This window comes from Arthrobacter alpinus (assembly GCF_900105965.1).
Lineage (GTDB): Bacteria > Actinomycetota > Actinomycetes > Actinomycetales > Micrococcaceae > Specibacter > Specibacter alpinus.
This window is the reverse complement of sequence record NZ_FNTV01000001.1, coordinates 2,981,820-3,005,785: the sequence shown is the minus strand read 5'-3', so window position 1 is coordinate 3,005,785 and position 23,966 is coordinate 2,981,820. Positions and strand designations below refer to the sequence as shown.

Genomic DNA, 23,966 nt, shown 5'->3' with positions numbered 1-23,966 from the left:
GCCGCCGTCGTTCACCATGAACGACGGCGGCACGTGGCTTTAACGGTGCTTACTTCGCGAGAACGGGGCCAACCCGCGAGAACGGCGTATCTTGTGGGGCGCTTGGCGGCTTCGCCCCGTTTTGGTGAGCGGTAGCCATGAAAGGGGTCATTCGCCGCGGAGCTTATCCATGTCGCGGCGGTCCTTCTTGGTGGGCCGGCCGGTCCCCCGGTCGCGCTGAGGCAAGCCAAGCGCGGGCAACACCGGGCGCGGGGGAGTGTGGTCGGTGAAGCAATGGCTGGCCGCCTCGGCGCCGACCCGCTTGTTGATGAGGGCACGGACCTCCAAAATACGGTCGTAGCCGGGCTGGCGGACGCGGATGGTGTCCCCGGGAACCACTGTTTGGGAGGCCTTGGCGTTGGCATCGTTGAGCTTCACATGGCCCGCTCGGCACGCAGTCGTGGCCATTGAACGTGTCTTGTAGGCCCGGATGGACCACAACCAGGCGTCAATGCGCACTGAGGCGGGTGCGTTCTTGGGAATGCTCATAGTTCATCTACTCTAGCGCCGGACGCCGAATCAGACGGAACGCTGCCGTGGAGACGTTGCGCAACATCTCCACCTGCGGCTCTCCGTCTGACTCGGTGCGGCAGCCTACGGTACCGTCAGGAAGCTGGCATCAAAGGAGTTCAGGTCAATGGCGACCCCGTTGTAGTTGAACTCGAATTGCTGCTGACTGGCGATGCGCATGGTGCCCGGGGTGTTCCAGCCGCCGTAGGGGAGCGGGGCAGGAGCCAAATGATCCGGCTGCCAGCTCTCAAACGGGAACGCGGAGGTGTCTGTGTCCCACAAGGGTACGTCGGAGAAGCTGTCCGTTGTGGCGCCCTGAAGCCCGCCCCACATGCCTGAACCCGTGTAGATGACCGGGCGAACACCGGTGGCTGCCACTCCGTCGACCATGGCACGGGTGACGGGCACTCCGCCGTCTTCCACATCCAGGGCGAAGAATTGCAGCCGGTTGACGTAAGGCCCGGCGGCGGCGATGCCCGCCTCCCAGCAATTCGGGTCACGGGTGTACACGGCGATCTTCAGCCCGGCGTCGAGCGCCATTTCCAGCTGCGGAAGGGTGTGTTCCCACTGCGTGCAGCTGTCCCACATGGTTGAGTGCATCACGTACAGCCGGAATCCGTCCGCGTAGGCCTTGGTGAACCAGGCGGGGTCGGTGATGATGTTGGCGGAATCGATCGCCTTGACCGAGCCCGCCAGTTCGGAGTCCACACTTCCCTGCGCGGCCAGTTGGGGGGCAGGATCGGCGGGGGTGGTTTCCTTCACTGCTGCTTCCGGGGTTGCTGTCTGTGCAGTGGGAGATGGCTGGGTGGTGGTGTCCATGCTCGCCTGGATTGGGGCAACGGGCGCGGCAGCGGGTGCCGAAGCTGTTGCGAGTTTTGGGGTGGTTGCCGCGGCTCCGGCCACCAAGAACACTCCCATTGCCACTGACAGTGTGGCGATGAGGGCGGCAATTGTGGTGATGGATCGACGGCGGGCGTGGAAAAGGCGCAAAAAGATAGCGAAATGCCTAACGTTTTAATAGACGGTGCCGCAAGTGTGATGCCATTGGACGGCAATCATCGGGCATTCCCCCGCTACCAAGATTACCGGCGAGCAGCATTTTTCGTTAGGATCACCGTCACACAACGGGCGATCTACGCCGGACGCCGAGTCAGACGAAACGCTGCGGTGGAGACGTTGCACAACATCTCCACCTGCGGCGATCCGTCTGGCTCGGCGCGGCGGCGTCAGGCCTGGTTGCTGAACGCGGCGTCGAAGGACAGTGCGGACGGTGCAAAGTCGAACTTCTTCAGGGCGGCCAGGGCCTCGGGCGCACCTTGGAGGCGGTCCATGCCGGCATCTTCCCACTCCACGGAGATGGGGCCGTCATAGCCAATGGCCGTCAAGGCTCGGAACGATGATTCCCAGGGCACGTCTCCACGGCCGGCGGAGACAAAGTCCCAGCCGCGGCGCGGATCTCCCCACGGGAGGTGCGAGCCCATGACAGTGTTGCGGCCTGTTGGGCGCAGCTTCGTGTCCTTGCAGTCAACATGGTAGATCCGGTCCTTGAAGTCCCAGATGAAGGAGACGGGGTCAATGCCCTGCCACATGAAGTGCGACGGATCCCAGTTCAGGCCGAACGCCTCACGGTGGCCAATGGCTTCAAGGGAACGCACGGTGGTCCAGTAGTCGTAGGCGATTTCGGAGGGGTGAACCTCGTGGGCGAAGCGCACACCACATTCGTCGAAGACGTCCAGGATGGGGTTCCAGCGATCGGCGAAGTCTTGGTAACCCGCCTCAATTACGGATTCCGGAACGGGCGGGAACATGGCCACGTACTGCCAGATCGAGGATCCGGTGAAGCCAACCACTGTCTTGACGCCCAGCGCCTGAGCCAACCGTGCGGTCAGTTTCATTTCCTCGGCAGCGCGTTGGCGCACGCCCTCGGGGTCGCCGTTTCCCCACACCTTGGCGCTGACAATCGCTTGGTGGCGGAAGTCGATGGGATCATCGCACACGGCCTGGCCCTTGAGGTGGTTGGAGATGGCCCAGACCTTCAGGTTGTAGCGATCCAGCACCGCAAGCTTGCCTTCAACGTAGCCGGGCTCGTCCCAGCGCCACGGGTCAAGGTGATCGCCCGAGCAGGCAATTTCCAAGCCGTCGTAGCCCCAGTCGGAGGCCAGTCGCGCTACCTCTTCGAAGGGGAGATCGGCCCATTGGCCGGTGAACAATGTGTAGGGGCGTGCCATGGGTCGGTCCTTAAGAGTTGTGGAGGAGTTGGGTTTCGACAGGCTCAACCGCCGGGGTGGTTTCGACAGCCACTACCGGGACGGTCAATCCGCCTGCCGCCGATGAGGCCTCGATGCCGGCCAGTACTTGCTGGACACCGAGTCCTTCCTCGAATGACGGTGACGGATCGGTTCCGTCGGCGATGCTGTGGAGGAAGTCGCGAATCTGGTGGGTAAAGCTGTGCTCCCAGCCAATCACATGTCCCTGCGGCCACCACCCTGAAATATAGGGGTGTTCGGGTTCCGTGACAAGGATGCGTCGGAATCCCTGAACCTCAATGGGCTCGGTGCCGTTGAGGAAGTACAGCTCGTTGGGGTTTTCCAGGTTGAAGGTTAGTGACCCGGCCGTGCCATAAACCTCTACGCGCAGGGCATTCTTCTGTCCCAGTGCCACGCGTGAAACGTCAACGCTTGCCATGGCTCCGCCCGCCATGGACAGCGTTGCCCACACGGCGTCGTCGACCGTGACAGGCTCGATCCCGTCCGGACCAGGACGCTCGGTGGTGAAGGTGTGCAACTTGCCGGAAACGGCCGTGACGGTGTCGCCGAGCAGGTGCTGGATCTGATCGATGGCGTGAGAGGCAATGTCGCCCAGGGCGCCCGATCCCGCGGTTTCCTTGCGAAGCCGCCACGTCATGGGGGCTTCGCTGTCGGCCAGCCAGTCCTGCAGGTACGACGCGCGGACCTGACGGACAGTGCCCAACTCGCCTTCGTCGATGAGTTTGCGGGCCAGCGCCAGGGCCGGCACCCTCCGGTAGTTGAAGCCGACCATGGAGCGTACGCCAACATTGCGCGCTGCCTGGGCCGCGGCAACCATGGACTCGGACTCGGCCAAGGAGTTGGCTAGCGGCTTCTCAACCAGCACGTGCTTGCCTGCGGCGAGTGCCGCCGTCGCAATTTCTGCGTGGAGCCATCCCGGGGCGCAAATATCGACGATGTCGATGTCGTCCCGCGTTATGACCTCCCGCCAATCAGTGGCGGATTCACTCCAGCCATACTTCTTTGCGGCGGCAGCAACGGCCACGGCATCCCGTCCTACGAGAACCTTTTGTTCAAAGTCAGGGACGTCGAAGTGGTTGGCAACGGTGCGCCATGCGTTGGAGTGGGCTTGTCCCATGAAGGCGTAGCCAATGGCGGCCACGCCGAGGGGGCGGGTGCCGGATGTTTGAGGGGAGGTCATAGTCGTAGGATTCCTAAAGGGTTGCTGCGGCGGGGTTCCAGTCCACCGGAACGGGCTCGGAGGTCGGAGCCGTGCTGGTGACCTGAACGAATTCGCCGCTGTCCACGGACTCGGAGATGGACACCATGGCGTCCAGGACGTGATAGGCCAGCTCGCCCGTGGCACGGTGCGGAACACCGGCACGGATGGAGCGGGCCATGTCCAGTACGCCCAGGCCGCGGCCATCGGCGGGACCGGTTGCCGGGATGGACGTCCAGTCATCTTCGCCGCGCTTGCACAGCTTGATGTCGCCGTCGAAGTTGTTCGGGTCGGGCAAGGAGATGGTGCCCTCGGTGCCCGTGATCTCCACAAATCCCATACGGGCCTTGGGTGACTCGAAGCTGTAGACGCTGTGTGAGGATGCGCCGGATTCAAACTGGGCAATGGCGCTGACATGGGTGGGAACCTCGACGTCGAACACCTCGCCTTCCTTCGGGCCGGAGCCGATGGTGCGCGTGGGGAATGCGGTATTTCCCACGGCGGCCACCTTGGCGATTGGGCCAAAGGCCTGAACCAGCGCTGTCAGGTAGTAAGGAGCCATGTCGAACAGCGGGCCGGCGCCTTCCTGGAAGAGGAATGCCGGGTTCGGGTGCCATGACTCCGGGCCGGGGGACTGGAACATGGTCAGTGCCGTGAGCGGCGTACCGATTTCGCCGGCGTCGATCAGGCGGCGAGCCGTCTGCAGGCCTGCACCAAGGAAGGTGTCAGGGGCGCAACCCAAGCGGAGGCCTGCAGCCTGTGCTTCCTTCAAGAGTCCCAAGCCACTTTCGCGGTCCAGGGAGAACGGCTTTTCCGTCCAGACGTGCTTGCCTGCCTTGATCGCTGCCGTGGCAACCTCAACGTGGGCCGCCGGGATGGTCAGGTTCACGATGATTTCAACGTCGGGGTGGTTCAGGGCTACGTCCACACCGCCGGAAATTTCGACGCCGTACTCGGCTGCGCGGGCGGCTGCGGCTTCCTCAAAGAGGTCCGCAATGACAAGTACCTTGACGTCGGGGAACTTGGTCAGGTTGTCCAGGTACTGCTTGCTGATGTTTCCGGCGCCGATGAAGGCAACGCCTACGGGTCCTGTCTTTGCCATGGGGGATCAGGCCTTTCCTGCATTGAGGAAGGCGAGGCTTTCAGCGATGCCTTCAAAGATATCGCCCGCGTAGTCATCGAATTCAACGACGCCAACTTCCAAGGACTTGGCGGCTTCAATGACGTCCCAGACCGGGACCTTGCCCTGGCCGGCGGGAAGTTGCGCCAGATTGTCGGTGGTCAGGGGGCCGTCCTTGATGTGGATGTACTTGACGCGCTCGCCGAGGCTGGTCAGGACGTCAACGGCGTTGGCGCCGCCAACGGAAACCCAGTACGTGTCCACTTCGAGAACAAGTTCCGGATCCAGCAGGGTCTCAAAGTATTCCAGGGCGCTGGTGCCGTTGATCTTGGACTCCAGCTCCCAGGCATGGTTGTGGTAACCCACGCGGACGCCGTATTCGGCGCCCTTCTTCGCTGCGGCGTTGAGGCCGTCTGCAATCTTCTGGATGTCTTCTGCGGTTTGCCACTGATCGGCCGGGATGAAGGGATCAATCACTGTGGTGATGCCCAACTTGTTGGCGGCGGCGAAGATCTCGTCCTGGTCATCCTTGAGCAGCGGGGCGTGGCCTGAAGGGGCTGTGATGCCGTTTTCGGCAAAGGCTGCGGCCAAGGCGTCGGCCGTGGCAACGAAGTTGTAGGGCTCAACCTTGGTGAAGCCAAGCTCTGCCACGCGGGCAATGGTGCCGGGCAGATCTTCTTCGAGGGGCTTGCGAACGGTGTACAGCTGCAGAGAATACGTCATTGGGAACTCCTGAAAGGCATGAATGTGTGTTCCAGATCAACTTATGGGAACTTTTGACGATGGTCAAGCAAAAGTTTGTATTTAATGACCGATCTAAAGAATTGTGACAGTTGGAAGCCCATGTGTTATTTATTGGGGATGCCAAAGTCACCAGGATTGCCCCAGTCGCGCAGGGAGTCGCCAAGCACTGCCGACAGCCCTGATTCTGCCGGTCAGCCGTACGGGCAGTCCCGCGCCGGCGACGTATTTCAACTTTTGCGCGATGGGCGCGCCAGGACCCGGGCGGAACTAGCCACCATCACCGGATTGGCCCGCTCCACCGTTGCTGCCCGCATTGATGCCCTGAGTGCAGCCGGACTCATCGGTCCTGCCGGTGAGGCAGTCTCCTCAGGTGGGCGGCCGCCGTCGCGCTTTGCTTTTCAGCCTTCCGCACGCGTCATCTTGGCCGTGGACGTAGGGGCCACGCACATGCTCGTGGCGTTGCTGGACCTTCGTGGCGCTGTGCTGAGCGAGGTCCGCGAAGACATCGACATTGCTGCCGGGCCAACGCCAGTGTTGGATCAAATGCTTGAACTGTGCGGCCAGATTTTCGCTACGGCCGGGCGCCATGAACGCGAGCTCGTGGGGATCGGCATCGGTCTGCCGGGGCCGGTGGAGCACTCCACAGGCAAGCCGGCCAGCCCGCCCATCATGCCCGGGTGGGATGGCTTTGATGTGCCAGCGTACGTTCAGAATCGCTTTGATGTAGACGTTCTGGTGGACAACGACGTCAACATCATGGCACTGGGAGAACGCGCCTCCTACTGGCCCGACGTCGAGAATTTACTCTTCATAAAGGTGGCCACCGGTATTGGTGCCGGCATCATCAGCGGCGGGCTGCTTCAGCGAGGAGCCGACGGAACGGCCGGGGATATTGGGCACGTGCGCGTTCCTCGTGGCGGTGATGTGATGTGCCGCTGTGGGAATATCGGTTGCCTGGAAGCCATGGCATCGGGCCCGGCCGTGGCGTCGTCGCTGGCCGCGGCAGGAGTTCCGGCAGCAACAGCCGAGGACGTCCTCGAGCTGGCAAGGCGCGGAAATCTGGCCGCCATTGCCGCCATGCGACAGGCCGGACGCGATGTGGGGGATGTGCTTGCCGCGAGCGTGAACCTCTTGAATCCCTCCGTCATTGTGATTGGCGGAGGCCTTTCCTCTGCTGGTGAATACCTCATGGCCGGGGTGCGCGAGATTGTGTACCAACGTTCGCTTCCGCTTGCAACGGCCAGATTGCGCATTGTGCAGTCGATGGCAGGCGGGCACGCGGGCGTCCTAGGTGCCGGGCACATGGTCATCGACCACATCCTTTCACCAGCAAGTGTGGAACTTCTAGTCCAGCAACAGCCTTAGGAATTCCCATGCCCAACGTGACAATCACTTCCCTGGCACAGCAGTTGGGCATCTCCAAGGCATCGGTTTCTTATGCGCTCAACGGCCGGCCCGGAGTTAGCGAGGAGACGCGTGAAAAGGTCTTGGCGTTGGCCGCGGCGCTGGGCTGGTACCCCAGTTCAAGTGCCCGGGCGTTGTCACAATCGCGCAGTGAAACCATTGGCATTGTCCTATTGCGCGACCCTGCCCACGTGGGTTCCGAGCCTTTCTACCTGAGTGTTTTGGCGGGCATCGAGGCGGTCCTGGGTGAGCGCGAACAAAACCTCATGCTGCGGATAGTTGCGCCGGACACTGCCGGTGACTGTGCAACCGAACGTCGGGACCTGGCCGTGTACCGCAGGTGGGTGGGGGAGGGCCGCGTGGATGGGGTCCTGCTTTTCGATGAGAGCAGCAACGATCCCCGCGGTCAGTTGCTGAACGATCTTGGCCTGCCCTTCGTTGTTGTGGGCGGCACCCGGGCACTCGCAACCCGAAGTGCAGCAACCGTTGTGGACCAATCGGCCGATGCGGCCACAGTGGTCCAGGCGCTGCATGAGCTGGGACACCGCCGAATCGGTTACATTTCGGGCCTGCCGACGCTGGGGCACGAGCGTGCCAGGAGCGCCGCCGTCGTGGATCATGCGCAAGCGTTGGGGATCTCCGCCGTTGTCACGGCGTCGGATTACACCGCGGCCGACGGGGAGATGGCCACCATTGCGCTGATGGCGGGTCTGGATCCTGCCTCGAAAGACTTTCCCACTGCACTTTTCTACGGAAACGATCTTATGGCCGTGGGTGGGTTGGCCGGACTGAAAAAACTGGGAATTTCCGTGCCCGAGCAGGTTTCCGTGGTCAGTTGGGACGACTCAATTATGTGCCAATTCAGCTCCCCGCCTGTTGCAGCGCTCAACCGCGATATTGGTGAATTGGGCCGCCAATCAGCCCTGCTGTTGCTGGATATTGTTCAGGGTCACGAGCGGGCGAATGTGCCCATGCCAGCGGGTATCTTGCGACGCCGGACCAGCTTGGCTGCTGCGCGCAGCTAGGTCGCACGAATCGGTGGATGTAACGATTTCGCTACTTAAGTTAACCGGTTCAGTGCTACGCATCTCGTTGTAGGTGGAGCGTCAAAAAAGCCTAGAAACCAAGGATTCTTACTCGATTCAATTCACTGGGCCTGCCATTTTGCTGGGCTACGGTGCGCGATTAGGCGGTCATGAAGCCATAAGAATTTATTAATTTCCCGACTTTTGATTGACGCTCGTCATAAGTTCGTCTAGGTTGGGATTCACGTCCTCGGTATGGCCTGCGCCACACCTGAGATTTGAAGATTTTTCCGGGCTAATCCCCTCAGACAAGGAAGTCATTGAAGTGAAAATTCGATCTTTTGCCGCGGTAGCGGCCATCGCGGCACTTGCCCTCACCGGTTGTAGCGGACCTGCCGACAGCGCATCCAGCGAGTCAGACGGCAAGACGCTGACCTACTGGGCCAGCAACCAAGGCACCAGCCTGGACAACGACAAGGAAGTTCTCACACCGCAGCTGAAGAAGTTTGAGGAAGAGACCGGCATCAAGGTCAACCTTGAAGTCATCGGCTGGAACGATCTCCAGACCCGCATCCAGACCGCTGTCACCTCGGGTCAGGCACCCGACGTCCTCAATATCGGCAATACCTGGGCAGCCTCACTGCAGTCAACCGGCGCGTTCATGCCCTTCGACTCAACTGCCCTCGACGCCATTGGTGGCAAGGACAAATTCGTCAAAACCGCCATGGACACCGGTGGAGTCCCCGGCGAAGACCCCACCTCCGTACCCCTGTACGGCTTGGCTTACGGCCTTTACTACAACAAGGCAATGTTCAAGGACGCCGGTCTCACCCCGCCCACCACCTGGGAAGAAATGGTTGCAGCAGCCAAGAAGCTGACAACCGGTGACAAGCACGGCTTCGCCTTGGCCGCCGGCAGCTACACCGAGAACTCCCACTTTGCTTTCATCAACGCAGCCCAGAACGACGCAGAATTCTTCGATGCTGAAGGCAAGCCCACGTTCACCGAAGACGGTGTTGTAGATGGCATCTCTCGTTACCTAGACCTCATGCAAACCGACAAGGTTGTTGACCCCGCCAACGCCCAGTACGACAACGCAACCCAGGCCGTCAACGACTTTGCCAACGGCAAGGTTGGCATGGTGCTGAGCCAGAGCAACGCCAACAGCTCCATCAACTCCCAAGGCATGAAGAGCGACGAATTTGGCGTAGTTGCCTTCCCCGCACCGTCAGGCGCCAAGGACGTAGCCACCATGGTTGCCGGTATCAACATGTCCATCTTCAAGAACACGAAGAACAAGGACGGCGCACTGGAATTCGTGAAATTCATGACTAGCGAGACCACGCAGGCCGAACTCGACAAACCGTTCGCAGCCCTCCCAGTTCTCGCCGGGGTCACCCCCAGCTTCACCGAAGATGCAGAACTGGCCAAGACCTTCGCCGACATCTACGAAAACAAGTCCAAGCCCCTGCCCCTGGTACCGGCTGAAGACCAGTTCGAGAGCACCGTAGGCAAGGCCATGAACCAGATGTTCGCCACAATCGCCTCCGGCGGAACCGTCTCCAAGGACGACATCAAGGCAGCACTGACCACCGCACAGCAGGCGGTCGAAGCAGCAAGCTAGTCCCCGGCTCCTCCCAAGCTACGGGTCGCTGAGCGACCCGTAGCTTGGGGCCCTCGGAGCCGTGGGCCCAACCGGTTCCACCCAGGATTGGCTTGCTGAGCGACCCGTAACTTGGGGCCCTCGCCGGCGTGGTCCCAGACAGTTCGTCCCAAGCACGGGCCCAGCCGGTTTCTCTCAGCCTCACACACCAACTCAGCTTGTCTTCTTCAGCCGTTGGTCTATTCAGTTCTTCACCTGGCGTGAGTCCTCCGCCCCCTTCATTTTTCAAACATTCTCAGAAAGGTGCGTGTTCGCAGTGTCTGCATCCACCGCCGTAAAGAAATCCGGCCACGCAGCCGGGGCCACCGGAAGGAAAGCCCGCAAGCCCCGTCGCGCCGGCTGGTGGTTGCCCTATGCGCTGCTGGCACCAGCCGTCATATTTGAGCTCTTCATCCACGTAGTTCCCATGGTCACGGGAATCTGGATGAGCTTCCTCAAACTCACCAAGATGTTCATCTCCAACTGGGGAAACGCCCCCTTCGTTGGGTTGAAGAACTACCAGGTTGCCCTCGACTTCGATTCCGCCGTTGGGCTCGGATTACTGAAATCATTCGGCATCACCGCCGCATTCACCATCTTGGTGGTCGGCATCTCCTGGAGCCTCGGAATGGCCGCCGGCGTCGCCTTGCAGAAGACCTTCCGCGGACGCGCCATCTTCCGCACCTTGTTCCTGATTCCCTACGCCTTGCCCATGTACGCGGGTGTCATCGCCTGGAAGTTCATGTTGCAAAAGGACAGCGGAGCGCTTAACCACCTGCTGTTCGACAACCTGGGCCTGCCCGGGACAAGCCGTTCTGGTTGATCGGCGACAACGCGTTCCTCGCCGTCGTTGTTGTAGGCATTTGGCGCCTGTGGCCCTTCGCGTTCTTGATGTTGATGGCTGGTCTGCAGTCCATCCCCAACGATGTGTACGAGGCATCGGCCGTTGACGGTGCAAAGCCGTTCCGCCAGTGGTGGCACATCACCTTGCCCATGCTGCGCCCGGTCAACATGGTTCTTGTCCTCGTCATGTTCCTGTGGACCTTCAACGACTTCAACACCCCCTTCGTCTTGTTCGGCGGCTCGCAGCCACCGGCAGGTGACTTGATCTCCTTCCATATCTACAACGCTTCATTCCTGACCTGGAACTTCGGTTCGGGTGCCGCAATGTCGGTCCTGCTACTGCTCTTCCTGCTGGTCGCCAGCGGAATCTACCTGCTCTTGATGAACCGGAGGAAAGACAATGCATGAAACAACCGGCGCCAAGGTCTTTAGAATCGTCACCATTACCCTGCTGAGCATCTTCACCATCATCCCCATCTACGTCATGGTGATCTCAGGACTGAAGCCACTGAAGGACGTACAAGGTTCGTTCTCCTGGTGGCCTGAAACACTGACGATTCAGCCATACATTGACATGTGGAAGACAGTTCCGCTGGCAGACTACTTCCTGAACTCCGTCATTGTCTCCACCGTTGCAACTCTGCTCTCCCTGATCATCGCGATCTTCGCCTCCTATGCCATCTCCCGTTACACCTTCCGCGGCCGCGCGCTTTTCTCCGGCACGGTCTTGTCCACTCAAATGTTGCCCGGCGTGCTGTTCCTGCTGCCGTTGTTCTTGATATTCGTGAACATCAACACCAACTTCGGTGTTCAGCTGGTAGGTACCCGGGTCGGTTTGATCATCACGTACCTGACCTTCTCGCTGCCGTTCTCCATCTGGATGCTCGCAGGCTACTTCGATGGCATCCCGCGCGAACTGGATGAAGCCGCCAAGGTGGATGGCTGCGGTCCCATGCGCGCACTGATCAAGGTGATCCTGCCCGCGGCCCGGCCCGGACTCGTCGCCGTCGCCATCTACAGTTTCATGACCAGTTGGGGTGAAGTCCTGTTCGCCTCAGTCATGACTACCGACGCGAACCGGACCCTGGCGGTGGGCCTTCAGCTCTACTCAACACAGACCAATGTCTACTGGAACCAGATCATGGCCGCCTCGGTGGTTGTCAGCATCCCCATCGTGATCGGCTTCCTGCTTCTCCAGAAGAACTTTGTGGCTGGTCTGACGGCCGGAGCCGTTAAGTAAGGCCCGCGGTGCCGGAGACAAAGCAGTTTGGACTGCACCGGCACCGCACCCAGGGTGCGGCGAGAGCACAGCAAAGGGAGTGGTGACTTTTACCAGATGAGTGCCATAAGTACCCTGACATATCTTCTCGAAGTAAAGCCGTCATCGAATTTCCTCTGATTTTAAGTAATCTTTGAACATGAGCCACTTTTGATTGACGGTCGTCATAAGCTCATCTAGATTTAATGCTTGTTCGTAAGGTGGCTTGTCCCTAGGCAGGCCACCAACACAACCTTGAACATCCGGTGCCCCAAGTTTCGTTAACCCGGATTGGCGCTCCGTTCCCGGTACGAAACAAGAAGAGGCATTCGATGAGTGATTCAAATTTGAGCAAAACCGTACCTCTCAAGGTTGGTGTAGTGGGTGTTGGTTGGGCCGGGCAGCAACACATAAAGGCCTTTAGCAATGTGGCCGGTGTGGAAGTTGTTGCTGTGGCGGGCATGGAATCCGAACTCCTGGCCCAGCTCCAGACCGAGTACAACATCCCCCATGGGTTTTCCCGCTGGGAAGATCTTCTGGAACTGGAAGGTTTGGACGCAGTCAGCGTGGCCGTTCCGACCTTCCTGCATGCGCCCATCACCATCGCCGCGCTGGAACGCGGACTGCATGTCCTCAGCGAAAAGCCGCTGGCCCGCAACGGTGAAGAGGGCGCGGCCATGGTTGCTGCTGCCCGCCAGGCCGGCCGTGTCTTGGACGTTGTCTTCAATCATCGACGACGTGGCGACGTCAAAAAACTCAAGAGCATCATTGACGACGGCGAGCTGGGACGCCCGTACTACGCGAAGGCTTCCTGGCTTCGCCGCCGAGGAATCCCCACGCTGGGCAGCTGGTTTACGAACCCCGAGCTGTCCGGTGGCGGACCCTTGGCTGACATTGGGGTGCATGTCCTGGACTATGCGCTGCACCTGCTGGGTGAGCCCAAGGTCATCTCCGTCTCAGCTTCTGCCTACTCAGAACTGGGTGCCCAGGGTCGCGGCGGCGACGCCACCTACATCGCAGCTTCGGCAAACAACAAGTTTGAGGTGGAAGACTTCGCCTCGGCATTCATCCGTCTGGAAGGCGGCGTCACCTTGGTGGTGGAGGCCGGCTGGGCCAGCTACCGCGATCCCGCCGATCTCATGGACTTCCGTGTTTACGGAACCGACGGCGGCGCTGAATTGCGCGCTGCGCAGTCACTCCAGATATCCGATTCCGGCTTGCGCGTCTTCACCGACAAAGAAGACGTCAACGCCGACTATGTGGCGGAGCCCCTTGAAGATGGCAACCACCAATCGGTTATCGACGAGTTCGTCGCGGCCGTCCGCAGCGGCGCAGGGGTCTGGGGCCAGTACGACGGTTCCGTAGCCCTGAACCGGGCACTTATTATCGATGCGTGCTACAAATCCGCCCTTGAACAGCGTGAAGTGAGGCTCTAACCATGGCTGAAAAGCTCAACATCCTGGTCTGGAACGAAGGCGTCCACGAGCTCAACAACGAACCCGCCACCATCGGGGACATGTACCCTGCGGGCATGCACGGCACCATCGCCGAGGCGCTGCGCGAGTACTACCCTGACGCCAACATCACCACGGCCACCCTGGCCGACCCCGAGCATGGCCAGAGCGAAGAAACCTTGGCGGCGACCGACGTCGTCCTCTGGTGGGGCCATATTGCCCACGGCGACGTCGCCGACGAGGTGGTGGAGCGCGTGCAGCGCCACGTGCTTGGCGGGATGGGGCTCGTGGCGCTGCACTCGGCGCACTTTTCCAAGATTTTCATCAAGCTGCTCGGCACCACCTGCTCTTTGAAATGGCGCAATGAGGGCGAACGCGAACTTGTGTGGACGGTCAAGCCCTCACACCCCATCGCGGCTGGCATTGAAAGCCCCATCGTCATCCCGAAGCAGGAAATGTACGGTGAACTGTTTGATATCCCCGAGCCCGATGACCTGATCTTCATCAGCTCCTTTGCCGGGGGAGAGGTGTTCCGCTCCGGCGTCACCTTCTCACGCGGCAAGGGACGGATCTTCTACTTCAGCCCGGGCGATCAGGAATACCCTGTTTACCACCATCCGCAGGTTCAGCGCGTCCTCGCCAACGGGGTTGGCTGGGTGGCGCAGCCGAATCAGCACCGGGCGCACCCTGTGGTGAGCAATCCGGCCTGGGAATCATTCATTAACTAGTCCCCGCGCCCTCCCAACGCTCGCTAGCTCGCGTCGGGTCCCTCGGGCGTGTGGGCCCAACCAAGGCGGACACCATGGCACGACAGCTTCGAAACGGGCAACGAGCCGAACTCTATGTGATCGATGTGGAGACGGCAGAGCCAACGCTGCGGTACTCCAGCGACACGCTGCTCTTCGAGGCGCCCAACTGGAGCCCCGACGGCTCGTCGCTGCTGATCAACGGTGACGGCGGGTTGTTCCAGCTGGGGGTCGACGCCGGGGAACTCCAGGAGATTTTCTTGGGCGGCATCGCCGAGATCAACAATGACCACGTGATCGGCCCCGACGGGCGGACCGCCTTTGTTTCCAGCGAGGACGGGCATATCTACGCCGTGGGTCTTGCGGCAGGGAGTGCGGGGCCGCGCCGCGTGACGAATGACAACGGACCCCACTTCAAGCACTACCTGCACGGCGTTTCCCCGGACGGTTCGTGGCTGGCCTACATTGGACTGGCGCTCAACGACGGGCAGGTCCGCACCAACGTGTATGTGCTACCGGTGGCAGGCGGGGCGGATGTGCAGCTCACCGACGACGCTCACCCGGACGACGGTGCCGAATTCTCGCCCGACGGGCAGTGGATCTACTTCAACTCCGAACGTGGTTCCACGGTCCCTGGCCACGCCCAACTGTTCCGGATGTCGGTCTCTGGCGGCACCCCGGAACAGCTCACCCACGACGAGCGGGTCAACTGGTTCCCACACCCGTCACCGGACGGGACCCGGCTTGCTTACGTCAGTTTCCCGCCCGGCACGCTGGGGCACCCGGAGGATGTTGACGTCCAGGTCCGGATACTGGAGAAGGACGGCACCACGGTGACCCTGGCCGAAGTGTTCGGCGGCCAGGGCACCATGAATGTGCCCAGCTGGGATCCCACGGGCACCAGGATCGCGATAGTCGCCTACCCAATGGATGACCACTAGGCAGGCGACTCGACCGGGCCTGGCTTTAGGGAATTGTTCCCAGGGTGAGGTTGGTGGTGGCCGTCTTGCCGTCGCGTACATAAGTGACCTTGATGATGTCCCCGGCCTTCTTGCCGAGCGTGACTTCCGACAGCACGGCAATGCTGGTGGCCGGGCGGTCGTCCAGGAGCGTCACAACGTCGCTGCGCTGCAAACCGGCCTTGTCTGCGGGGCCGCCGGGCAGTACAGACTGCAGGTACAGGCCGTCCGATACGCCAAACTGCGCCGCGGCCTCGGGCGGGAGCGGAACGGCGCTCACGCCGAAGAATGGGTAAGCCACTTTGCCTGTGTCGATGAGTTGCTCCGTGATCCGGGCTGCCAGGTCAACGGGGATGGAGAATCCAATGCCCACGCTTCCGGTGGAAACATTGGCTTCGTTGGGGATGGTGGCGATGGCGCTGTTGATGCCAATCAGTTGCCCGGCGCAGTCAACCAGTGCGCCGCCGGAATTTCCGGGGTTGATGGAGGCGTCAGTTTGGATGGCGCCAACCAGTACGGCTGCTGAGTCGTCGTCGCTGGGAACGGGCACGTTCCGGCCCAGTGCGCTGACAATGCCGGAGGTAACGGTGCTGGAGAGGCCCAGGGGCGCGCCGAGCGCCACCACCGGCTGGCCCACCAAAACGTTGGCAGACCTGCCCAGTTCAACGGTGGGCAGCGTCTTGCCGGACTTTACCTTCAGGACAGCAAGATCCGACTTGGGATCACGGCCCACAAGTTCCGCCTCGGAGCTATTGCCATCGCTGAACAACACCTCAATGGTGCCACCGTTTGCCGCTGCGGAAATGACGTGGTTGTTCGTCATAATGTAGCCTTCCTTGCGGACAATGACGCCACTTCCCACGCCGCTGGCGTCACCATTGCTGACGGATACGGTGACCACCCCGGGCAGCACCTGATTGGCAACGGCTGTGGAATCACACACCCCTGCACCGGCAGCAACGCTTGTGGTCGCGGGACGCGTCAGCAGGTAGGTGATCCAGCCTCCGGCCAGCCCCGCCACTAGTGCCACGGCAACGGCGCTGGCGATGACTGCGGACAGCGGCAGGCGCCTGAACCAGGGGATGCTGGGCGTTTGATGCAAGGAGGGCTCCGATCGAGACATCAGCGGGAACTGCCAGAAATCCCAGCCTACGTCAACGCCGGCAGCGCTGTGTCCGGCCCCCGGATCGGTGCTTCAACAAAAAAGCGGGCCAGCCGGTGGGAACCGGCCAGCCCACAAAGGTGCTGCTTTAGACAGCGCAGCCGTCCGGGCCGCACGCCTCGGCATCGGTTCCGCCGGCCCCGACCATGGTCAGCGGGTTGGCTTCCTGCCAGGCCTGCTCGAGGGCCTGTGAGAACAGCTCGGCCGGCTGGGCGCCGGACAGGCCGTACTTGCGGTCGATCACGAAGAATGGAACGCCGGTCACGCCGAGCGCCCGGGCCTCGGCGAAGTCGTGGCGGACGTCATCGGCATACGTATCGGAGTCCAGTGCCTCGTTGATGTCGACGGCGGACAGTCCGGCTTCGGTGCCGACCTTGACCAGTGCCTCGCGGGCGCCAATGTCCACGCCGTGCTCAAAGTGAGCCGAGAGCAGGGCTTCCTTGACGGCGTCGCCCTTTCCATTCGCCTTGGCCAGGTGCAGCAGCTGGTGGGCGTTGAAGCTGTTGGCCACCACAACGTCGTCGAACTTGTAGTTCAGGCCCTCACCGGCAGCCTGCTCGGTGACGTGGGCGAACATGCCCTTGACCTGCGCCGGGTCCATGCCCTTGCGGTCGCTCAGGTAACTCAGCTCGGTGCCGTCGTAGTGCTCGGGGATGGTGGGGTCCAGCTGGTAGCTGCGCCACTGCACCTCCACGGAATCCTTGTGTGCAAAGCCGTTCAGGGCTGTTTCAAAACGGCGCTTGCCAATGTAGCACCAGGGGCAGGCCACGTCGGACCAGATCTCAATCTTCATACTGGCGGAAACTGGGAGGGTGCGGCGATTATTCCGCGGGGGCCGGTTCCAGTGACTGACCTTACTTGCATGGATTGCTGGCGGCGTGCCAAACGGGTGGGGGCCCATGAAATTTCATGGGCCCCCACCCGTTTGGCACGCCCTCGGCGAGGGTGGTGGAAAGTTGGCACGCCGTGGGGAGGGACGGGGTTGTCCTGCTTGCTTTCACCGGGACCCGGATCTCGGGCTTGCAGTGGCGTCGCATCCGGTGAAAGCAAGCAAACTTATGCAGTCGCCAGCTCACGCTCCGGTGTTGCATGGAGGTAGTTGGCGTAGGCGGAGGTGGTCAGGAAGGCCGGGAATTCCTCGCCCATGGCAACGTCCGTGAAGATTTCCAAGGCGTCTTGGAAGCGGTCGTCTTCGAAGCGGGGGAGCTTGGCGAATTCCTCCTCCAACATCTCCTTGACCCAGTCGTAGGTGATGAGTTCGCCCCGATCCGTGATGGCCTGGCTGTGGATCCACTGCCAGATCTGGGAGCGGGAGATTTCCGCGGTGGCGGCGTCCTCCATGAGGTTGTTCAGGGCCACGGCCCCGTGGCCACGCAGCCAGGACTCGATGTACTGGACTCCTACCCAGATGTTGTCGCGGATGCCTTGTTCGGTGATGTTGCCCTGGGTGGCTTCAACGTTTAGCAAGGCGCGGTCATCGAGCTCCACATCTTCGCGAGTGCGGGTGATCTGGTTCGGGTTCCAGCCCAAGACTGCATCGAAGACTTCCATGGCCACGGGAACCAGGTCCGGGTGGGCCACCCACGAACCGTCAAAACCGTCGTTGGCCTCCCGCGTCTTGTCTGCGCGCACCTTGGCCATGGCATTTGCATTGGCCTCCGGATCGCGGCGGTTGGGCACAAATGCTGCCATGCCGCCAATGGCCATGGCACCCCGGGTGTGGCAGGCGCGGACAAGCTGCTCGGTGTAGGCGCGCATGAACGGTGCCGTCATGGTGATCTGGTTGCGGTCAGGGAGGACAAACCGTGGGCCACGGGTGCGGAAGTTCTTGATGACGGAGAACAGATAATCCCAGCGGCCAGCATTCAAGCCTGATGCATGGTCGCGCAGTTCGTAAAGGATTTCCTCCATCTCGAAGGCTGCCGTGATGGTCTCGATGAGAACCGTCGCACGGATGGTGCCCTGTGGGATGCCGAGCAGGTCCTGTGCCTGGATGAAGATGTCATTCCAGAGGCGTGCCTCCTGGTGGTTTTCAATCTTCGGCAGGTAGAAGTACGGGCCCTTGCCTTGGGCGATGAGCCGGCGGGCGTTGTGGAAGAAGTAGAGGCCGAAATCCACGACGCCGCCTGCCATGGGCTTGCCGTTGATCAGCAGGTGCTTTTCCGGCAGGTGCCAGCCGCGGGGACGGACCACGATGGTGGGCAGCTCCTCGGCGGGCGCCAGCTTGTACTCCTTGCCTTCGGGACTGGTGAAATCGATCCGGCGCTCCAAAGCATCGATCAGGTTGAGCTGGCCGCGGATGACATTGCCCCAAGTGGGGGTGGAGGAGTCCTCCATGTCCGCCAGCCAGACCTTCGCACCGGAGTTGAGGGCGTTGATGGTCATCTTGCGGTCAACCGGGCCGGTGATTTCCACGCGGCGGTCTTCCAAGCCCGGAGCCGGGGGAGCAACACGCCAGCGCGGGTCTTCCCGGATGGCGGAGGTTTCACGCAAATAGCGGGGGTCGCTGCCGCTGAGGATCTGGCTGCGGCGGGTTTGGCGGGCTGCCAGCAAGTCCGCACGCCGCGCCGTCGTGGTTCGATTCAATGCTGCGATGAAATCCAGGGCCTCGGGGGTCAGGATTTCCTCCTGGCGGTGGATGGGCGGAGCGGTCAGGGTGATGCCGTTGAACGTGATTCCGTTCAGGCTGTTCGTCGAGTTCATGGGAGTCTCCAAGTCTGGCTAATCTGTGTGGCAGTTGCTGGACGAAAATGCGCCATTTTCGGCCAAATCGGTCCAACAACTGCCACGCAGATGGGAAAGAGTGACGTTAGTGGAACTGCTGGGCTTCGGTGGAACCAGCCAATGCGAGGGTGCCGCTGTTTGGGTTCAGTGCGCTCGCGACCAGATCGAAGTAGCCTGTGCCCACTTCGCGCTGGTGCTTGGTTGCGGTGTAGCCGCGATCTTCTGCGCCAAATTCGCGCTCCTGCAGTTCGACGTAGGCGCTCATCCCATCCCGGGCATAACCGTGGGCGAGGTCAAACATCGAGTAGTTCAGGGCGTGGAAACCAGCCAGGGTGATGAACTGGAACTTGAAGCCCATGGCGCCGAGTTCGCGTTGGAACTTGGCGATCGTGGCGTCGTCCAAATGCTTTTTCCAGTTGAACGACGGTGAACAGTTGTAGGCCAGCATCTGGTCCGGGTACTGGGCGTGGATGGCGTCCGCAAACTTCTTTGCGTGCTCCAGGTCCGGGGTGCCAGTTTCCATCCAGAGGAGATCGGCGTGGGGTGCGTAGGCGAGGCCGCGGGCAATGCACGGTTCGATCCCGTTGCGCACGTTGTAGAAACCTTCCGGAGTGCGCTCGCCGGTGATGAACGGCTTGTCGCGGTCGTCGACGTCGGAAGTGATCAAGGTGGCTGCCTCGGCGTCTGTGCGGGCAATGATGACCGAGGGAACGCCGGAGACGTCCGCAGCGAGGCGCGCTGCGTTCAGCGTGCGCACATGCTGGGCCGTGGGGATCAGGACCTTCCCTCCCAAGTGTCCGCACTTCTTCTCGCTGGCGAGCTGGTCTTCCCAGTGCACACCGGCCGCTCCGGCGGCGATCATGGACTTCATGAGTTCGTAGGCGTTCAGCGGGCCACCAAAGCCGGCCTCGGCGTCGGCCACGATCGGCACCAACCAGTCCTCAACGCTCTGCTTTCCTTCGGAGAACTCGATCTGGTCAGCACGGAGCAGGGCGTTGTTGATGCGCCGGACAACGGTAGGGACCGAGTTGACGGGGTACAGGGACTGGTCTGGGTAGGTGTTGCCCGAGGTGTTGGCATCGGCGGCAACCTGCCAACCGGAAAGGTAGATGGCTTTCAGTCCGGCCTTGACCTGCTGAACTGCCTGGTTTCCGGTCAGTGCGCCGAGGGCGTTCGTGTAGTCTTCCGGGCCGGCATTGCGCAGCTGGTCCCAGAGTTTTTCGGCGCCGCGGCGGGCCAAAGTTTGTTCTTCGGTGACGCGGCCACGGAGCCTGACCACGTCATCTGCGGAGTAGGTGCGTTCGATCCCGGCCCAGCGGGGGTTGGCAGCCCACTCGAGTTCGAGGGCTGCGGCTGCCTGGGCGTTGCTCTGCTCCGGCGTCATTGCGGGTTCAAATGCTGCGCTCATGTTGCTTGCTCCTTGTGCGATGGGGATTTCAGCGATTGAAGCTGAAACCTTGCGTTCTTCTTCGTGATTTCTACTATTCAGCGCTTTTCAAGGGCTTACTAGGGGTAATCGCTGGAAAGAATGGCAGTTCTTCGCGTATTCTCAAGAAATGACGAATGTGGGCTGGAACACAGGAGTGCCGTTGACGCCGCGTGGCAAGGGAGCCGGCGCAAAACCGGAACTGGACATCATCTCCTTGGGCAGGAGGGTGCGGCACCTGCGCAAGAACTTGGGCATGACCTTGGATGATCTGGGCGTCCAGGTGGGCGCCGCGCCGTCGCAACTTTCGCTGATCGAAAACGGGAAAAGGGAGCCCAAGCTGGGGCTGCTGCAGGCACTTGCCGGGGCACTCGGCGTCGGGCTTGAACAGCTCTTGGGGGCCGAGCCTCCCAGCCGGCGGGCGGCGCTGGAAATCGAGCTGGAGAGGGCGCAGCGCGGACCGCTGTACCAGTCGCTCGGATTGCCCACCGTCCGCGTCAGCTCACGGCTTTCCACGGAAGTGCTCGAGTCGTTGGTGGGTCTGCAGCACGAGCTGGAGCGGCGGTTGGATGAGCAGTCTGCAACCCCGGAGGAGGCGCGCCGGGCCAACACTGAACTGCGCATGGAAATGCGTGAGCGCAACAACTATTACCCGGAAATTGAACGCCAGGCCCAGGAGCTGTTGGCCAAGGTGGGCCATGACCGCGGACCGCTGTCCCACCACGTGGCGGCCGACGTCGCCGAGCACCTCGGATTCGACCTTCACTATGTGGGGGATCTGCCGCACTCAACCCGTTCGGTGACGGATTTGAAGAATCGCCGAATTTATCTCACGCAGGGCCAACGCTCCGACCATGACCCCCGTTCGGTGCTGTTGCAGGCGCTGGGCCACTACGTTTTGGGTCACCAGACACCCACGGACTACGCAGACTTTCTACGCCAGCGCGTGTACACCAACTACTTTGCGGCGTCGCTGCTGATGCCGGAACGGGCCACAGTGGACTTTCTCAAGGAGGCCAAGGCTGCCAAGGAACTGGCCATCGAGGACATTCGCGACGCGTTCTCCGTTTCCTATGAGACTGCGGCGCATAGATTCACCAATCTGGCCACGGAACACTTGGGGATCACCACGCATTTCCAGAAGGTGCATGAATCGGGGATCATTCACAAGGCCTATGAGAACGACGGCGTGAACTTCCCGGCCGATCACACCGGCGCGATCGAGGGGCAGTCCGTATGCCGGTTTTGGACCTCACGCGCGGTGTTTGATGTGCCGGACAAGTTCAGGGCGTTCAACCAATACACGGACACCGCCGTCGGAACCTACTGGTGCACGGCAAGGACGGAGCGGCATTCCTCGGGTGAGTATTCACTGAGCATCGGCGTTCCCTATGCCCATGTGAAGTGGTTCCGCGGGCGTGAGACAACCGAGCGTTCGCAGTCCAAGTGCCCGGACCCCGACTGTTGCCGCCGGCCACCTGCCGAACTGTCTGCGGAGTGGGCAGGCAACGCCTGGCCGTCCACGCGCGCCAATTCGCACCTGCTGGCCGCCATGCCGCAGGGCGCATTCCCCGGAGTTGATGAGACAGAGGTGTACAAGTTCCTGGCGGCCCACGAAGGGCGGTAGAGCATCCCGGTGACCCGTCACATAGTGCTGCTTTGAATGTTCAAAGCAGCACTACGTGACGGGTCGGCAGGTGGGATCGGTGCCGGGGCAACGTTTCCTAGATCTTCGCCCCAAGTTCACCTCACAATGGGTCTGCGGTCCGGCGGGGCAACATAGCGTGAAGGTGTCAAGAGCACCAAGGCTCCCAAGAGTGAGGAACTTTCATGACCACGAACCAATTCCCAGTCGTATTGACCACCGACGGCGCAGCTGCCGATAACGAAGATGTTGTTGGAGACAATGTTTCCGTGGTGAATGAGATGTACCTGGCCCTCCTGAACGCAGATGAAATTGCACCCAACGCGTTGCGCAGCTACTTCGTGGACTTTTACCTCACCCAAGCGCTTGACGGCGGATTCGCCCAGTACGTTTTCATGACGCCCGATCGCGAGGAGCTCGATGCCTACATTCGGGAAGGCTTTGAGGCGATGGGGGCAAAGGCGCATCTGGAACTGTTCAACCGTACGGCCGGGCTCTACGATCTCCTCTCCGAGAAGGACGCCGAGGCCTACCTTGAGGACGAATCCGACGAGGAGTCCGAGCGCTCAGCGGGAGTCATCGCCATGGAGGAATTGGACAACGAATTTGAGGAGCTGTTCGAATCCGAGGACGTCACCGGGCTCAACGCCCAGTGGCTGCGCGGGCAAGAGGGGCTGCTGATTTTGGACGCCGAAGAGTTGGCCGCACACATCGCCACTCGTGTGGCAACTGTCACCGATCTCGAGGCGCGCCGGGCCGAGGCAGAATTGGAGGATGCCCCCGAATTTGAGCAGGTCATCCGCGAGCTTTGCTCAGTTGCCGGCCACGAGTTCGTCAAGATCACCATGGGTGATCCCAACTATGAGCACAACGGTGCGAAGGTTTTGGCGTGGCATTTCACCACTGACAAGGGCGAATTCATCATGATCGACGATGACATCGAGGCCGTCATGATCGATCCGCGGGCGCAGGAAGTCATTGCCACAGTTGAATTTGAGCTGGACGACGAACTCGCCGACGCTTAGCTGGATCTTCCTGCCAGGCACAAGGGTGGGGCGCCGCAAGGTGTCCCACCCTTGGAATTTCTGGAACCTGGGGAAAGTAGGAACCCTGCTTTGCCGTAGGCTCAAAGCCATGGAAAATCTCAAATGGACAGGCACGGCCCCTGCCAAAAAATCGTGGCAGGCGATGCCTTTTGCCCCCGGCATGTACAAAATATTCTTGACGGGCGCCCTGCCCAAGGACGCGAACTGGCCCGCAGAATTGACGCCGCTGAAGCGTGGTGACTTGTTGTACGTTGGCAAGGCGACGAACCTGCGCAGCCGCGCCAAGCACCACGCGGTGCAAACTTCCAAGTCCACCCTCCGCCGTTCCCTGGCAGCCATCTTGGGGCTGCAGGCGCAGTGGCACGGAAAATCAGCGCATCCACGGTTGACCGATGTCGACGAAGAGGTGCTCAGCGCGTGGATGGTGGCGAACCTTGGCATGTCGTTTGCCGTGGTGCCAGAGCTTGAACCCGTCTCCGGCCTCGAGGATGCCATGCGCGAAGAACTCTGCCCGCCATTGAACCGTGACGGCCGCTCACCCGAGCAGCTGCACGTCTCGGCGGTCACCGCCGCTGCACAACGTAACGCCCTGCGCGACAAGGGCTAAGCGCGGACTAAAAGTCCCGGCGTCGGGCCTTGGATAACGCCCGACGCCGGAACCTTGCCTTGGGTGCGCGGCGTGCCTCTTGATTGGGGTGCCCAAGTGGCACATGATGATCACAGAGAACCGGTTGCGCAACGAGGAGGAACCTGG

At 61.3% G+C, this 23,966-nt stretch carries 22 protein-coding genes; 12 read left to right on the top strand and 10 right to left on the bottom strand.

Going from position 1 to position 23,966, the window contains the following annotated elements:
- Nucleotides 1–147: 147 nt before the first annotated feature.
- From BLV41_RS13745 to BLV41_RS13720, 6 genes are all read right to left on the bottom strand, one after another.
- Nucleotides 148–528: an RNA-binding S4 domain-containing protein gene (locus tag BLV41_RS13745; RefSeq protein WP_074712139.1), complete on the bottom strand. Its 381-nt coding sequence runs from the start codon at nucleotides 526–528 to the stop codon at nucleotides 148–150.
- Between the two features lie 105 nt (nucleotides 529–633).
- Complete coding sequence (locus BLV41_RS13740) at nucleotides 634–1,539, bottom strand: glycoside hydrolase family 25 domain-containing protein (protein WP_074712137.1); 906 nt, start codon at nucleotides 1,537–1,539, stop codon at nucleotides 634–636.
- A 236-nt stretch (nucleotides 1,540–1,775) separates the two neighbouring features.
- Nucleotides 1,776–2,777 carry a sugar phosphate isomerase/epimerase family protein gene (locus tag BLV41_RS13735; protein WP_044573451.1) on the bottom strand — a complete coding sequence of 334 codons (1,002 nt, stop codon included), beginning with the start codon at nucleotides 2,775–2,777 and terminating at the stop codon, nucleotides 1,776–1,778.
- A gap of 10 nt (nucleotides 2,778–2,787) precedes the next feature.
- On the bottom strand, nucleotides 2,788–3,996 hold the full coding sequence (locus tag BLV41_RS13730) for a Gfo/Idh/MocA family protein (RefSeq protein WP_074712135.1): 1,209 nt from the start codon (nucleotides 3,994–3,996) through the stop codon (nucleotides 2,788–2,790).
- A 13-nt stretch (nucleotides 3,997–4,009) separates the two neighbouring features.
- Nucleotides 4,010–5,116, bottom strand: a complete 1,107-nt coding sequence (locus tag BLV41_RS13725) for a Gfo/Idh/MocA family protein (RefSeq protein WP_074712133.1) — start codon at nucleotides 5,114–5,116, stop codon at nucleotides 4,010–4,012.
- Between the two features lie 6 nt (nucleotides 5,117–5,122).
- Complete coding sequence (locus BLV41_RS13720) at nucleotides 5,123–5,857, bottom strand: sugar phosphate isomerase/epimerase family protein (RefSeq protein WP_044573442.1); 735 nt, start codon at nucleotides 5,855–5,857, stop codon at nucleotides 5,123–5,125.
- 138 nt (nucleotides 5,858–5,995) lie between these two features.
- Here BLV41_RS13720 and BLV41_RS13715 point away from each other — a divergent pair, with 138 nt between their 5' ends.
- The 9 genes from BLV41_RS13715 (at nucleotide 5,996) to BLV41_RS13680 (ending at nucleotide 15,191) form a co-directional block, all read left to right on the top strand.
- A complete protein-coding gene (locus BLV41_RS13715; protein ID WP_044573439.1) occupies nucleotides 5,996–7,243 on the top strand; it encodes an ROK family transcriptional regulator in 1,248 nt (415 codons plus the stop codon).
- 8 nt (nucleotides 7,244–7,251) lie between these two features.
- Nucleotides 7,252–8,307, top strand: coding sequence for a LacI family DNA-binding transcriptional regulator (locus tag BLV41_RS13710; protein ID WP_074712132.1), 1,056 nt, complete (start codon nucleotides 7,252–7,254; stop codon nucleotides 8,305–8,307).
- 325 nt (nucleotides 8,308–8,632) lie between these two features.
- On the top strand, nucleotides 8,633–9,931 hold the full coding sequence (locus tag BLV41_RS13705; protein ID WP_074712130.1) for an ABC transporter substrate-binding protein: 1,299 nt from the start codon (nucleotides 8,633–8,635) through the stop codon (nucleotides 9,929–9,931).
- Nucleotides 9,932–10,226: 295 nt separating this feature from the next.
- Nucleotides 10,227–10,772, top strand: coding sequence for a carbohydrate ABC transporter permease (locus BLV41_RS22565; protein ID WP_244516909.1), 546 nt, complete (start codon nucleotides 10,227–10,229; stop codon nucleotides 10,770–10,772).
- Entirely contained in the window at nucleotides 10,769–11,200 is a 432-nt protein-coding gene (locus BLV41_RS22560) for a carbohydrate ABC transporter permease (RefSeq protein WP_244516908.1), read from the top strand. Before BLV41_RS22565 ends, BLV41_RS22560 begins: the two co-directional genes overlap by 4 nt.
- Nucleotides 11,193–12,032, top strand: a complete 840-nt coding sequence (locus BLV41_RS13695; protein ID WP_044573427.1) for a carbohydrate ABC transporter permease — start codon at nucleotides 11,193–11,195, stop codon at nucleotides 12,030–12,032. The genes BLV41_RS22560 and BLV41_RS13695 overlap by 8 nt, the downstream gene beginning before the upstream one ends.
- Before the next feature lie 350 nt (nucleotides 12,033–12,382).
- Entirely contained in the window at nucleotides 12,383–13,486 is a 1,104-nt protein-coding gene (locus BLV41_RS13690) for a Gfo/Idh/MocA family protein (RefSeq protein ID WP_044573425.1), read from the top strand.
- A 2-nt stretch (nucleotides 13,487–13,488) separates the two neighbouring features.
- On the top strand, nucleotides 13,489–14,232 hold the full coding sequence (locus BLV41_RS13685) for a ThuA domain-containing protein (protein ID WP_074712128.1): 744 nt from the start codon (nucleotides 13,489–13,491) through the stop codon (nucleotides 14,230–14,232).
- A 74-nt stretch (nucleotides 14,233–14,306) separates the two neighbouring features.
- A complete protein-coding gene (locus tag BLV41_RS13680; RefSeq protein ID WP_074712126.1) occupies nucleotides 14,307–15,191 on the top strand; it encodes a TolB family protein in 885 nt (294 codons plus the stop codon).
- A gap of 25 nt (nucleotides 15,192–15,216) precedes the next feature.
- Here the strand turns inward: BLV41_RS13680 and BLV41_RS13675 are convergent, their stop codons facing one another.
- The 4 genes from BLV41_RS13675 to aceA form a co-directional block, all read right to left on the bottom strand.
- Nucleotides 15,217–16,311: a S1C family serine protease gene (locus BLV41_RS13675; RefSeq protein WP_244516906.1), complete on the bottom strand. Its 1,095-nt coding sequence runs from the start codon at nucleotides 16,309–16,311 to the stop codon at nucleotides 15,217–15,219.
- A 148-nt stretch (nucleotides 16,312–16,459) separates the two neighbouring features.
- Complete coding sequence (locus BLV41_RS13670) at nucleotides 16,460–17,164, bottom strand: DsbA family oxidoreductase (protein ID WP_074712123.1); 705 nt, start codon at nucleotides 17,162–17,164, stop codon at nucleotides 16,460–16,462.
- A gap of 263 nt (nucleotides 17,165–17,427) precedes the next feature.
- Nucleotides 17,428–19,074, bottom strand: a complete 1,647-nt coding sequence (gene aceB / locus BLV41_RS13665; protein ID WP_074712122.1) for a malate synthase A — start codon at nucleotides 19,072–19,074, stop codon at nucleotides 17,428–17,430.
- A 106-nt stretch (nucleotides 19,075–19,180) separates the two neighbouring features.
- Nucleotides 19,181–20,503, bottom strand: coding sequence for an isocitrate lyase (aceA, locus tag BLV41_RS13660; RefSeq protein ID WP_074712120.1), 1,323 nt, complete (start codon nucleotides 20,501–20,503; stop codon nucleotides 19,181–19,183).
- Between the two features lie 148 nt (nucleotides 20,504–20,651).
- Between aceA and BLV41_RS13655 the strand changes: the two genes are divergently transcribed.
- The 3 genes from BLV41_RS13655 (at nucleotide 20,652) to BLV41_RS13645 (ending at nucleotide 23,819) form a co-directional block, all read left to right on the top strand.
- Nucleotides 20,652–22,148, top strand: coding sequence for a helix-turn-helix transcriptional regulator (locus BLV41_RS13655; protein ID WP_074712119.1), 1,497 nt, complete (start codon nucleotides 20,652–20,654; stop codon nucleotides 22,146–22,148).
- Between the two features lie 203 nt (nucleotides 22,149–22,351).
- Nucleotides 22,352–23,191 (top strand): DMP19 family protein, encoded by an 840-nt coding sequence (locus tag BLV41_RS13650; protein WP_074712117.1) that lies wholly within the window; start codon nucleotides 22,352–22,354, stop codon nucleotides 23,189–23,191.
- A 109-nt stretch (nucleotides 23,192–23,300) separates the two neighbouring features.
- Nucleotides 23,301–23,819: a GIY-YIG nuclease family protein gene (locus BLV41_RS13645; RefSeq protein ID WP_074712115.1), complete on the top strand. Its 519-nt coding sequence runs from the start codon at nucleotides 23,301–23,303 to the stop codon at nucleotides 23,817–23,819.
- Nucleotides 23,820–23,966: the final 147 nt, after the last annotated feature.